General features: G+C 62.3%; 14 protein-coding genes and 1 tRNA gene. 5 read left to right on the plus strand and 10 right to left on the minus strand.

All coding sequences use genetic code 11. The annotated features are described in order from the left end of the window. Positions 1–12: 12 nt before the first annotated feature. The 10 genes from nuoG to tpiA all read right to left on the minus strand — a co-directional run bounded on the left by nuoG (position 13) and on the right by tpiA (position 8,196). Positions 13–2,319 carry an NADH-quinone oxidoreductase subunit NuoG gene (nuoG, locus tag FAZ21_RS06920; RefSeq protein ID WP_136772548.1) on the minus strand — a complete coding sequence of 769 codons (2,307 nt, stop codon included), beginning with the start codon at positions 2,317–2,319 and terminating at the stop codon, positions 13–15. A gap of 58 nt (positions 2,320–2,377) precedes the next feature. Further along, positions 2,378–3,667, minus strand: coding sequence for an NADH-quinone oxidoreductase subunit NuoF (gene nuoF / locus FAZ21_RS06925; RefSeq protein WP_136772549.1), 1,290 nt, complete (start codon positions 3,665–3,667; stop codon positions 2,378–2,380). A 1-nt stretch (position 3,668) separates the two neighbouring features. Beyond that, positions 3,669–4,142, minus strand: a complete 474-nt coding sequence (gene nuoE / locus FAZ21_RS06930) for an NADH-quinone oxidoreductase subunit NuoE (RefSeq protein ID WP_136772550.1) — start codon at positions 4,140–4,142, stop codon at positions 3,669–3,671. Continuing rightward, positions 4,142–5,398 (minus strand): NADH-quinone oxidoreductase subunit D, encoded by a 1,257-nt coding sequence (locus FAZ21_RS06935; protein ID WP_136772551.1) that lies wholly within the window; start codon positions 5,396–5,398, stop codon positions 4,142–4,144. Before FAZ21_RS06935 ends, nuoE begins: the two co-directional genes overlap by 1 nt. Then, a complete protein-coding gene (locus FAZ21_RS06940; RefSeq protein WP_136772552.1) occupies positions 5,388–5,981 on the minus strand; it encodes an NADH-quinone oxidoreductase subunit C in 594 nt (197 codons plus the stop codon). Before FAZ21_RS06940 ends, FAZ21_RS06935 begins: the two co-directional genes overlap by 11 nt. Before the next feature lie 7 nt (positions 5,982–5,988). Beyond that, entirely contained in the window at positions 5,989–6,492 is a 504-nt protein-coding gene (locus FAZ21_RS06945) for a NuoB/complex I 20 kDa subunit family protein (RefSeq protein ID WP_136772553.1), read from the minus strand. Next, a complete protein-coding gene (locus FAZ21_RS06950; RefSeq protein WP_136772554.1) occupies positions 6,489–6,857 on the minus strand; it encodes an NADH-quinone oxidoreductase subunit A in 369 nt (122 codons plus the stop codon). The genes FAZ21_RS06945 and FAZ21_RS06950 overlap by 4 nt, the downstream gene beginning before the upstream one ends. 106 nt (positions 6,858–6,963) lie before the next feature. Beyond that, positions 6,964–7,048 (minus strand) — tRNA-Leu (locus FAZ21_RS06955). 31 nt (positions 7,049–7,079) lie between these two features. Further along, on the minus strand, positions 7,080–7,415 hold the full coding sequence (gene secG, locus FAZ21_RS06960) for a preprotein translocase subunit SecG (protein ID WP_136772555.1): 336 nt from the start codon (positions 7,413–7,415) through the stop codon (positions 7,080–7,082). Positions 7,416–7,479: 64 nt separating this feature from the next. Next, positions 7,480–8,196, minus strand: a complete 717-nt coding sequence (gene tpiA / locus FAZ21_RS06965) for a triose-phosphate isomerase (protein WP_136772556.1) — start codon at positions 8,194–8,196, stop codon at positions 7,480–7,482. 197 nt (positions 8,197–8,393) lie between these two features. Between tpiA and pstS the strand changes: the two genes are divergently transcribed. From pstS to FAZ21_RS06990, 5 genes are all read left to right on the plus strand, one after another. Further along, positions 8,394–9,434 (plus strand): phosphate ABC transporter substrate-binding protein PstS, encoded by a 1,041-nt coding sequence (pstS, locus tag FAZ21_RS06970; protein ID WP_136772557.1) that lies wholly within the window; start codon positions 8,394–8,396, stop codon positions 9,432–9,434. A 97-nt stretch (positions 9,435–9,531) separates the two neighbouring features. Further along, positions 9,532–10,488, plus strand: coding sequence for a phosphate ABC transporter permease subunit PstC (gene pstC / locus FAZ21_RS06975; RefSeq protein ID WP_136772558.1), 957 nt, complete (start codon positions 9,532–9,534; stop codon positions 10,486–10,488). A gap of 14 nt (positions 10,489–10,502) precedes the next feature. Continuing rightward, entirely contained in the window at positions 10,503–11,339 is an 837-nt protein-coding gene (gene pstA, locus FAZ21_RS06980) for a phosphate ABC transporter permease PstA (protein WP_136772559.1), read from the plus strand. A 31-nt stretch (positions 11,340–11,370) separates the two neighbouring features. Continuing rightward, entirely contained in the window at positions 11,371–12,141 is a 771-nt protein-coding gene (gene pstB / locus FAZ21_RS06985) for a phosphate ABC transporter ATP-binding protein PstB (protein WP_136772560.1), read from the plus strand. A gap of 97 nt (positions 12,142–12,238) precedes the next feature. Continuing rightward, complete coding sequence (locus FAZ21_RS06990) at positions 12,239–12,475, plus strand: thioredoxin family protein (protein WP_136772561.1); 237 nt, start codon at positions 12,239–12,241, stop codon at positions 12,473–12,475. Positions 12,476–12,587: the final 112 nt, after the last annotated feature.

Genomic DNA, 12,587 nt, shown 5'->3' on the forward strand with positions numbered 1-12,587 from the left:
TTGGTCTCGTCCTTATGCCTGGGTCACTTCGACGGGGCCGACAAAGGCACCCAGCGCACGGGTCAGCGGGTGGTTGGCGGGAACGCGCACCACGTCGTCGGCGAGGCCGGCATCCAACGCGACCACCAACTGCGCATCGCCCTGCCCTTGCCGGATCACCGCCTTGCCGCCGATGGTCAGGCCCAGCCTGGCCAGCGTTACACCGTTGGCTTTCAGTTCGGCGGCGGCGCCGTCGACGGTGGCCTGCAAGGCCGGTGCGCGCCGGGTCAGCATGTCGGCCTGGTAGATCGGCACTTCGCCCAGGCGCACCACACCGGTGGCGGCCTGCGGCTTGATGGTGAGCGGCGTGACCAGCGCGTTCGACAGGCGGGCGGCCACATCGCCGTTCAGGGCGATATCGCGCACTTGCTCGGAGCTGTCGAAATTGAACTGCGCGAGGCCCAGCAGGTTGCCCAGCACGCGGAACACCTTCCAGGCAGGGCGGGTTTCGCCCAGCGGACGCACCACGCCATTGAAGCTCTGCGCCTTGCCTTCCATGTTGACGAAGGTGCCGGAGGTTTCGGAGAACGGCGACACCGGCAGGATCACGTCGGCGTGTTCCAGTGCGCAGCTACCGAACGACGACAGTGCCACAACCATTGCGGCGCCCTGTACGGCGCGCAGTGCCTGGAGGCTGTCCGCGACATCGAATTCCACTTCGGTGTTCAGCAGCACGTAGGCCTTTTTCGGTTCGGCAAACACATTGCCGGCACCGGTGGCACCGACCAGTTGCGCGCCGACCGAGTTGGCGGCCGTGCCCAGCACCCCCAGCGTGGCGCCGGTCAGCTCGGCCAGCGCGGCGGCGGCGGCGTGCAGTTCGGCGTAACGCGGGTTCTGCTGCGCGATGTTGCCCAGCACGATGGCGGTCTTTTCCTTGCCGTCGAACGAGGCGGCGATGGCACGTGCCGCGTCAGTCACTTCGACGCCGGCGAGATCGATCTGCGATACGGCTGCGATGTTTTTCGCTTCGGCCACGGCCTTGATCAGCGACAGCACGCCTTCGACCATCCGGTCGGGGCGGACCACAATCTGACCGGCCAGCGTGGTCAGCAGGTCGTCGGCGTGCGGGTTCAGCGCCGACAGCTTCATACCCTTCTTCACGGCCTGGCGCAGGCGTTGCGCCAGCAGCGGTTGTTCCTTGCGCAGCGTGGAACCGATCACCAGGACGGCGTCGGACGCGGCCAGATCGGCAATCGACTGGCCCAGCCAGGTGGCGCCGACAGTCTTCAGACCATGGTCGGCGGCACGCAGACGGGTTTCGACGTTCTGGCTGCCCAGGCCGGCAAAGAGTTGCTTGAGCAGGTACAGCTCTTCGAGCGTGGCATGCTCGGTGGCAACGCCGGCGATGCTGTTGGCGCCGTGGGCATCGACGATGTCCTTCAGGCCATTGGCAACGTATTCGAGCGCGGTCTGCCAGTCGGCTTCCTGCCACACGCCACCCTGCTTGATCAGCGGCCGGGTCAGGCGTTCCTCACTGTTGAGCGCTTCGTAGCTGAAGCGATCGCGGTCGGCGAGCCAGCATTCGTTGATGGCTTCGTTTTCCAGCGGCAACACGCGCTTGACGCGATGATCCTTGACCTGGACCACCAGGTTGGCGCCAAGACCATCGTGCGGGCTGACGCTCTTGCGACGCGACAACTCCCAGGTGCGGGCGCTGTAGCGGAACGGCTTGCTGGTCAGCGCGCCCACCGGGCACAGGTCGATGACGTTGCCGGAGATTTCCGAGCTCACCGTCTTGCCGATGAAGCTCATCACCTCGGTGTGCTCACCGCGGCCGGGCATGCCCAGCTCCTGGAAACCGGCGATTTCCTCGGTGAAACGCACGCAGCGGCTGCAATGGATGCAGCGGGTCATGTCGGTGGAGATCAGCGGGCCCAGGTTCTTGTTGGGCACCACGCGCTTTTCTTCTTCATAGCGCGACGCGGATTGGCCATAGCCCACGGCCAGATCCTGCAACTGGCATTCGCCACCCTGGTCACAGATCGGGCAATCCAGCGGATGGTTGATCAGCAGGAACTCCATCACGCCCTTCTGGGCCTTCACGGCCATGTCGGAGTGCGTGTAGACCTTCATGCCGTCGGTCACCGGCGTGGCACAGGCAGGCAACGGCTTGGGCGCCTTTTCCACCTGGACCAGGCACATGCGGCAGTTGGCCGCGATGGACAGCTTCTTGTGATAGCAGAAGTGCGGGATGTGCACGCCGACGGAATTCGCCGCGTCCATCACCGTGCTGCCACCCGGCACTGTCAGTTTCTTACCGTCGATTTCGATTTCGAGCATATCGATTCGATCCCAATATCCAATTCTTCGACGAACCCAGGAACCACCCGCTCACGGCTCAGTAGCCGGGGACGATGCAGTGCTTGTGTTCGATGTGGTGTTCGAATTCGGCGCGGAAATGCTTGAGCATCCCCTGTACCGGCATCACCGCGGCATCGCCCAGCGCACAGATGGTGCGGCCAGCAATGTTGGCCCCCACCGACAGCAACAGGTCCAGGTCTTCCGGACGGCCCTGGCCGTGTTCGATGCGATGGACCACGCGATAAAGCCAGCCGGTGCCTTCCCGGCAGGGCGTGCACTGACCGCATGATTCTTCGAAATAGAAGTACGACAGGCGCTCCAGCGCCTTGACCATGCAGACGGTCTCGTCCATCACGATCACCGCGCCCGAGCCCAGCATCGAGCCGGCCTTGGCGATGGAGTCATAATCCATCGTGCAGTCCATCATGATGTCGGCCGGCAGCACCGGGGCGGAAGAACCACCCGGGATCACCGCCTTCAGTTTCTTGCCACCACGCATGCCACCGGCCATTTCCAGCAGTTCGCTGAATGGGGTGCCGAGCGGGATTTCGTAGTTGCCGGGACGGTTGACGTGGCCGGAAATCGAAAACAGCTTGGTACCGCCGTTGTTCGGTTTACCCAGCTCAAGGAATTTCTGGCCGCCCTCGCGGATGATGTACGGTACGGAGGCGAACGTCTCGGTGTTGTTGATCGTGGTCGGCTTGCCATACAGGCCGAAGCTCGCAGGGAACGGCGGCTTGAAGCGCGGCTGGCCCTTCTTGCCTTCCAGCGATTCCAGCAGCGCGGTTTCCTCGCCGCAGATGTAGGCGCCGTAACCATGGTGCCCATGCAACTGGAAGCAGAAATCGGTGCCGAGGATGTTGTCGCCCAGGAAGCCGGCGGCGCGTGCTTCTTCCAGCGCGGCCTCGAAGCGCTCATAGGCTTCGAATACCTCGCCGTGGATGTAGTTGTACCCGACGGTGATACCCATCGCGAACCCGCCGATGATCATGCCTTCGATCAGCGCATGCGGGTTGTTGACGATGATGTCCAGGTCCTTGAAGGTACCCGGCTCGCCCTCGTCGGTATTGCAGACCAGGTATTTCTGACCCGGGAAATTGCGTGGCATGAACGACCACTTCAGCCCGGTGGGGAAGCCCGCACCACCACGGCCGCGCAGGCTGGACGCCTTCATCTCGGCGATGATCTCGTCCTGCGTCATGCCTGTCTGCAGGATCTTCTTCAACGCGGCATAACCGCCGCGCGCCACGTATGCGTCCAGTTTCCAGCTGTTCGGATCGTCGAAATCGACGCCCTCGAACACGACGCCCTTTACATATACGGTCATGTTATTCGAGCTCCGCCAGTTTCTTGTCGATCGCGTCCGGCGTCATGTGGCTGCACATACTGTGGTTGTTCAGCAGCATCACCGGGGCATAGCCGCAGGCGCCCATGCACTCGCCTTCCATCAGCGTGAAGCGGCCGTCGGCGGTGGTTTCGCCGTAGCCGATCCCGAGCTTCTGCTGCAGGTACTTGCCGGCGTCCGCGCCGCCCGACAAAGCACAGGGCAGATTGGTACAGACGGTGAGCTTGTGACGGCCGACCGGCTTGCGGTCGAACATGTTGTAGAACGTGGCGACCTCGTAGGCGGCCACCGGCGCAATGCCGATGTAGCCGGCGACGAACTCGATCAGTTCGTTGGTCAGCCAGCGATGCTCGACCTGCGCGATGCGCAGGGCACTCATGGTGGCGCTACGGCGCTGGTCTGCCGGGTACTTGGCCAGTTCCCGGTCGATTTGCGCGAGGGATTCCGGGGTAAGCATTAGCGGTCGATCTCCCCAAATACGATGTCCTGCGTGCCGATGATCGCCACCACGTCGGCCAGCATGTGGCCGCGCGCCATTTCGTCAAGCGCGGCCAGATGCGCGAAGCCGGGTGCACGGATCTTCAGGCGGTAAGGCTTGTTGGCGCCATCGGACACCATGTAGATGCCGAACTCGCCCTTGGGATGCTCGATGGCGGCGTAGGCCTCGCCCTCGGGCACGTGCATCCCCTCGGTAAACAGCTTGAAGTGGTGGATCAGCTCTTCCATGTTGGACTTCATGTCCAGACGGGAAGGCGGCGCCACCTTGTGGTCGTCGACGATGACGGGACCGGGATTCTTGCGCAGCCACTCCACGCATTGCTTGATGATGCGGTTGGACTGGCGCATCTCTTCCACGCGCACCAGATAGCGGTCGTAGCAGTCGCCGTTCCTGCCGACGGGGATATCGAAATCCAGCCGGTCGTACACTTCGTACGGCTGCTTCTTGCGCAGATCCCACTCCACGCCCGAACCGCGCAGCATGGCGCCGGTCAGGCCCAGCGCTTTGGCACGCTCGGGCGTCAGCACGCCGATACCGACGGTGCGCTGCTTCCAGATGCGGTTGTCAGTGAGCAGGGTTTCGTACTCGTCGACGTAGGTCGGGAAGCGGTTGGTGAAATCTTCGATGAAATCGAGCAGCGAGCCTTCGCGGTTGCTGTTCAGCTTCTTGATCGCGGCGGCATTGCGCACCTTGGACGCCTGGTATTGCGGCATCGTGTCCGGCAGGTCGCGATAGACGCCGCCGGGGCGGTAGTAGGCGGCGTGCATGCGCGCACCGGAAACCGCTTCGTAACAATCCATCAGGTCTTCGCGTTCGCGGAAGGCGTACAGGAAGATGGTCATTGCGCCGCAGTCGAGACCGTGCGAACCGATCCACAGCAGGTGGTTCAGGATGCGGGTGATTTCGTCGAACATCACGCGGATGTACTGCGCGCGGAGCGGCACCTGGATGCCGGCCAGCTTTTCGATTGCCATCACATAGGCGTGCTCATTGGCCATCATCGACACGTAGTCGAGGCGGTCCATGTACGGCAGCGACTGCATGAAGGTCTTGCTCTCGGCCAGTTTCTCGGTGGCGCGGTGCAGCAGGCCGATATGCGGATCGGCACGTTCGACCACTTCGCCGTCGAGTTCGAGTACCAAGCGCAGCACACCGTGCGCGGCCGGGTGCTGCGGACCGAAGTTCAGCGTGTAGTTACGGATTTCAGCGGCCACCGTAGTTCTCCTCGCGAATGATGCGCGGCGTGATTTCGCGCGGTTCGATGGTCACGGGCTGGTAGATCACCCGACCCTGTTCGGGGTCGTAGCGCATCTCGACATAGCCGGACACCGGGAAGTCCTTGCGGAACGGATGGCCGACAAAGCCGTAGTCGGTCAGGATGCGGCGCAGATCCGGATGGCCTTCGAACACGATGCCGTACAGGTCGAACGCCTCGCGTTCGTACCAGTTCAGCCCGGGCCATACCTCGACCATGGAAGGGATCACCGGAAAATCGTCGTCCGGGCAATAGACCCGCACGCGCAGGCGCACATTGTTGGCGTAGGACAGCAGATGGTAGACGGCGGCAAAGCGCGGGCCTTCCCAGACACCATCCTGGTAGGCGCTGTAGTCGACGCCACAGACATCGACACAGCCTTCGAAATGCAGCTGGTCGCGCAGGATCAGCGAGGCGGCCTGCCACTGCGCGGCGGGAATCTCGACGGTGACTTCATCGAACGCCACCTTCAGTGCGCCGATAGCGGCTTCCGGCAGGCTGGCGCGCAGTTGATCAACCAGGGTATTGAGCGTGATTGTCATGACTACCTCACGCACGCGCCGCGGCAAGCGCGTTGCCACGAGCAATGGTGTTGGTACGCTTGATCTTGTTCTGCAACTGGATCAGGCCGTAAAGCAGCGCCTCGGCCGTCGGCGGGCAACCGGGAACGTAGACATCCACCGGCACGATGCGATCGCAACCGCGCACCACCGAGTACGAGTAGTGGTAGTAACCACCCCCGTTGGCACAGGAGCCCATCGACAGCACCCAGCGCGGCTCGGGCATCTGGTCGTAGACCTTGCGCAATGCCGGCGCCATCTTGTTGCACAGCGTGCCGGCCACGATCATCAGGTCGGACTGACGCGGGCTGGGGCGGAACACGATGCCGAACCGGTCGAGGTCATAGCGCGCGGCGCCCGCGTGCATCATCTCGACCGCGCAACAGGCCAGCCCGAAGGTCATGGGCCACAGCGAACCGGTGCGAGTCCAGTTGACCACGGTATCGACCGTGGTCGTGATAAAACCTTTTTCGAGGCTTTGAGCTTCCATCATTCCCACTCCAGCGCGCCTTTCATCCACTCGTAGACAAACCCCACCACGAGAATCGCGAGGAAAATCATCATGGACAGGAACCCGAACAGGCCGATGTCGTCGAGCACCACGGCCCACGGCACCAGGAAAGCCACTTCGAGGTCAAAGAGGATAAACAGGATGGCGACGAGGTAATAACGCACATCGAACTGCATGCGCGCATCTTCGAAGGCTTCGAAGCCGCACTCGTAAGGAGACAACTTGGCAGGATCGGGACGACTGGTGCCGAGCACTTTGCTCACCCCCCAGCCAAGCAGCATCGGCAGCACACCGACCAGGACACCCACCACCAGGAACATCAGGATGGGGAAGTAGTTATGCAGCATTCGGATCCCCGACAGTTTCTAATGACGACGACAGGAAAACTACTGAAAGTTATTGTTATGGTTATTGGTCGCAAAAACGCCGGGACAACCCGGCGTTTTTTGAATATGGTGCCGACAGTGAGACTCGAACTCACACGGCCGCAGCCACTACCCCCTCAAGATAGCGTGTCTACCAATTTCACCATGTCGGCTTTTATAGCGGTCTGAACAGCGAGGAAGAGCTTATTCGGGAATCTTGTTCTGGGCAGGCGCCGAAGCCGGTTGTTGCACCACAGCATCCTGCTTGACATCGCCCATGACACCGAGGGAGGCGGTTTGCCGCGGCGAAGTCATGAACACCAGGGCAAGGCAGGTTGCAAAGAACAGCGTGGCGCACACGGCCGTGGAGCGGCTCAGGAAGTTGGCCGAACCCGACGAGCCGAAAAGGCTGCCAGCGGAGCCACTACCGAAGGCAGCGCCCATGTCCGCACCCTTGCCGTGCTGCATCAGGACCAACACGATGACCGCCAGGGCGGACACCACATTGAAGACCAAAACGAGGCTATGAATCAGTTCCATCTTCTCTCTTCAGACAGGCGCGCATTCTAGCGCCGATAAGGGTTTATTGCAATGCCACAGAGCCTTACGCGGCTTCATGACATATCTCAAGAAACTCGGTTGCCGATAATGCCGCACCACCCACCAGCACACCATCGACACCGTCCACGGCCAGCACCTGCGCCGCGTTGTCGCCCTTCACGCTGCCCCCGTACAACACCCTTGTACGTACATCGAGTGTCTTCTTGATGAAGGCATGCATCTCGGCAATCTGTTCCGGCGTGGCGGCGATACCCGTCCCCACCGCCCACGACGGCTCATAAGCCACCGCGTACAGGCTGGTCGGCACGCCGGCCAGCACTTGCAGTTCTTCCGCAATGATGTCGCGCGCGATACCTTCATCGCGCTGCTTGAGCGTCTCGCCCACGCAATACACCGGCAGCAGCCCCGCATCCAGCGTCGCACGCACCTTGCGCGCCGCCGTCTCGCTGGTTTCGCCGAAATAGCGGCGACGCTCCGAATGCCCGACGATCACCATCTCGCATCCCACATCAGCCAGCATGCCGGCCGATACTTCGCCGGTATAGGCGCCGATGTGGTATTCGCATACGTCCTGCGCGCCAAGCTGAATGGCCGATTCCGCCTCGCTCAGCATCGACTTGGCCAATGCCAGATAGGGATAGGCCACGCACAGCGCTACATTCGCGCCCAGTCCTGCCCGCAACAGCTCCGGCACCACCGAGCGGATCTGCCCGATGCTGCCATGCATCTTCCAGTTGCCGATGACGGTCTGTTTCGGCATCCGCGCAGGCGCCCTGTTCGCAAAAGCTGTGGATTCTAGGCTCACGCTATTCCTCCGTCAAACCGCGGGGGCCGCCCGGCGGGTAGAAGATTGCAGCCCGGTTGCAAAACCGGACACTTGTAATATTTCGGAAACACGTCGCCGATAGCATGCGCAGCGTGTCAACCGACCGCTATTCACATCTTGGAGAACCGACCATGACGTTCGCGCGCAATCTGCTCGTGATCATCGGCACGACCGCCGGCCTGACCGTCGCCCATGCTAACGCCGCCGACATTACCGGCGCCGGTGCGACTTTCCCCTACCCGCTGTATGCGAAATGGGCTGAACAATACAAGGGCAAGACCGGCAACGGCCTCAACTATCAGTCGATCGGTTCGGGCGGCGGTATCAAGCAGATCCAGGCCAAGACCGTCGATTTCGGCGCGTCCGACAAGCCGCTGACCGCTGAAGAACTGAACAAGGGCGGCCTGACCCAGTTCCCGACCGTGATGGGCGGCGTGGTGCCGGTCATCAACGTCGAAGGTGTGAAGGCCGGCGCACTGAAGCTGACGCCGACGCTGCTCGCCGACATCTTCCTCGGCAAGATCAAGAAGTGGAACGATCCGGCGCTGGCCAAGGCCAACCCGGGCGTGAAGCTGCCGGATCAGGCCATCACCGTGGTGCATCGCGCCGACGGTTCGGGCACCACCTGGATCTTCACCAACTACCTGTCCAAGGTGTCGGGTGACTGGAAGTCCAAGGTTGGCAACGAAGCATCGGTACAATGGCCCACCGGCGTGGGTGGCAAGGGCAACGAAGGCGTCGCCCAGTACGTGCAGCGCATCAAGGGCGGCATCGGCTACGTGGAATACGCGTACGCCAAGCAGAACAAGATGGCGCACACCCAGTTGCAGAACAAGGCCGGTTCGTTCGTGAACCCGGACGATGCTTCGTTCAAGGCCGCTGCCGCATCCGCCGACTGGGCCGCCACTCCGGGCTTCGCCGTGGTGCTGACCGACCAGGACGGCAAGGATAGCTGGCCCATCACCGGCGCCACCTTCATCCTGATGCACAAGAAGCAGGACAAGCCGGCCCAGGCCACCGAGTCGCTGAAATTCTTCGACTGGGCGTACAAGGAAGGCGACAAGGTTGCGCTGGACATGGACTACGTACCGATGCCCGCCAACGTGAAGGACACCATCCGCGCGTCGTGGAAGCAGATCACCGATTCCGCCAACAGCCCGGTCTGGAAGTAAGGCAATCCCGGGTCGGCCAACGCCTTGGCCGACCCCGGTTCGCAGCAGGAGCCCCCTGGGCTCCTGTTGTTCATCAGGGCGAATCCGGAGACGATGAATGACATCGCAAGAACAGCGCCTCAAGGCGCAGAAAATCCAAGATCAGATCTTCCGCGGTTCCACCCGCTTTTTCGCGTTCCTGGTGCTGGTGCTGCTGCTGGGCATCATCGGCTCGCTGATCTGGGGCGCCATGCCCGCGCTGAAGGCCTTCGGCTTCGGCTTCCTGTTCAGCGGCGACTGGAACCCCGTCACCGAGCAGTTCGGCGGCCTGAACTCCATTACCGGCACGCTGCTGTCCTCGTTCATCGCCCTGCTGATCGGTGTACCGGTCAGCTTCGGCATCGCCATCTTCCTCACCGAACTGTCACCCGTATGGCTGCGCCGCCCGCTGGGCATGGCCATCGAGCTGCTGGCCGGCGTGCCCTCGATCATCTACGGCATGTGGGGCCTGTTCATCTTCGCGCCCTGGTTTGCCGACAATATCCAGCCCAAGCTCACCAGTTGGACCGAAGGCATTCCGTTACTGGGTAGCCTGTTCCAGGGCCCGCCGATGGGTATCGGCATGTTCAGCGCCGGCCTGATCCTGTCGATCATGGTGATTCCCTTCATCGCGTCGGTGATGCGTGATGTGTTCGAAGTCGTCCCGCCCATGTTGAAGGAATCGGCCTATGGGCTGGGCTGCACGACCTGGGAAGTGGTGTGGAACGTGGTGCTGCCGTACACCAAGAACGGGGTGATCGGCGGCGTGATGCTGGGCCTGGGCCGTGCGCTGGGCGAAACGATGGCGGTCACTTTCGTCATCGGCAATGCACAACGCTCGATCGAATCGCTGTTCGATCCGGCCACATCGATCGCGGCCACGCTGGCCAATGAATTCACCGAAGCCACCGGCGAGTTGCATACCGGCGCGTTGATCGAACTGGGCCTGTTGCTGTTCGTGATCACCTTTATCGTGCTCTCGCTCTCCAAACTGTTGCTGCTCCGGTTGCAACGCAACGAAGGCGCCAACGCCTGACCGGGACCATGACCATGAACCTTTACCTGCGTCGCCGCATCGTCAACTACATCAGCCTCGCCCTGTCGATGCTGGCCATGGCTTTCGGCCTGTTCTGGCTGCTGTGGATTCTCTACACCCTGGTCAAGAACGGCCTGGGCGGCCTCACTCCCGCGCTGCTGTACATGGAAACGCCGGCCCCGGGCAGCCCCGGTGGCCTGGCCAACGCCATCGTCGGCAGTCTGGCAATGGCCGGCATGGGCACACTGATCGGCACTCCGATCGGCATCCTGGCCGGCACCTATCTGGCCGAATTCGGCCAGCGCGGCTGGCTGGCGCCGACCACGCGCTTCATCAACGACATTCTGCTTTCCGCGCCTTCCATCGTGATCGGCCTGTTCATCTACGAGGTGTACGTGCGCCAGGTCGGGCACTTCTCCGGCTGGGCCGGGGCCTTTGCGCTGTCGCTGCTGGTGATCCCGGTGGTGGTGCGCACCACCGAGAACATGCTGCGCCTGGTACCGAGCGCCATGCGCGAGGCCGCCTACGCCCTGGGTGCGCCACAATGGAAGATGGTGCTGCTGATCTCGCTGCGCGCCGCCAAGGCCGGCGTGGTGACCGGCATCCTGCTGGCCGTTGCGCGGATTTCCGGCGAAACGGCCCCGCTGTTGTTCACGTCGCTGAACAACCAGTTCTTCTCCAACATGAATCAACCCATGGCCAACCTGCCGGTGGTGATCTTCCAATACGCGATGAGCCCCTACGAGGACTGGCACGCGCTGGCCTGGGCCGGTTCGTTGCTGATCGGCGTATTTGTCCTGGGGATCAACATTCTTGCCCGCACGCTGGTGCGCAACCCGTCGCAGCACTGAACGGCCCACGAATCCGAGACCGAGACCGATAATGACCGCAGAACTCAAGCAGCCGAAGATCACTGTTCGCAACCTGAACTTCTACTACGGCAATTTCCACGCGCTCAAGCAGATCAACCTGAACATCGACGAAGGCAAGGTCACGGCCTTCATCGGGCCGTCCGGCTGCGGCAAGTCGACACTGCTGCGCACCTTCAACCGCATGTACGGCCTCTACCCCAAGCTCCGTGCCGAGGGCGAGATCAACATGAACGGCCGCAACATCCTGGACAGCGGCGTGGACCTGAACATGCTGCGCGCCAAGGTGGGCATGGTGTTCCAGAAGCCGACGCCGTTCCCGATGTCGATCTACGACAACATTGCCTTCGGCGTGAAGCTCTACGAGAACCTTAACAAGGCCGACATGGACGACCGCGTCGAGTGGGCGTTGCAGAAGGCTGCGTTGTGGGGCGAAGTGAAGGACAAGCTCAAGCAGTCCGGCCTGGGCCTGTCGGGCGGCCAGCAACAGCGGCTGTGCATCGCGCGCGCGGTATCGGTGAAGCCCGAAGTGCTGCTGCTCGACGAACCGACCTCGGCGCTGGACCCGATCTCCACCGCGCATATCGAGGAGCTGGTGCATGAGCTGAAGCAGGACTACACCATTGCCATCGTCACCCACAACATGCAGCAGGCGGCGCGCGTCTCCGATTACACCGCCTACATGTACCTGGGGGAACTGGTGGAGGTGGGTGAGACCGACAGCATCTTCACCACGCCGAAGAAAAAGGCCACGGAAGACTACATCACCGGCAAGTTCGGCTGAGTCGCCCGCGCCCGCGGTTCGATCATCGGCGAAAAATGCGCCCTGCCCTCCCCCGGCGTATGGTGGAAAGGTTGCGATACTCGCCGAGGAGGGCATCATGAAAGTCACGCTCTACGGACCCAACACCAAGGTCTGCCATCGCGCCGAAGTCGTGCTGCGCCAAACGCTGAAGGCCATGGGCGCATCGGTGGAACTGGAAATGGTGCGCGATACCGCGCATATCCGCGCAGCGCATGTGACGGCGCCGCCGGAAATCGAGGTGGATGGCCATATCGTCAGTTGCGGTCGCGTACCGACCTCCGCCGAAGTGGTCGCCTGGCTCGATCTGCACTGATCGACCATCGGCATCACACGCGCATGATCATGCTGAACGGCCCCTCAGGGGCCGTTTTTCTGCCTCGGCCATACCAGCCCCCCACTGTCATGGTCGTTTCCGCTCAATCTGT

The organism is Chitiniphilus eburneus, from assembly GCF_005048205.1.
Lineage (GTDB): Bacteria > Pseudomonadota > Gammaproteobacteria > Burkholderiales > Chitinibacteraceae > Chitiniphilus > Chitiniphilus eburneus.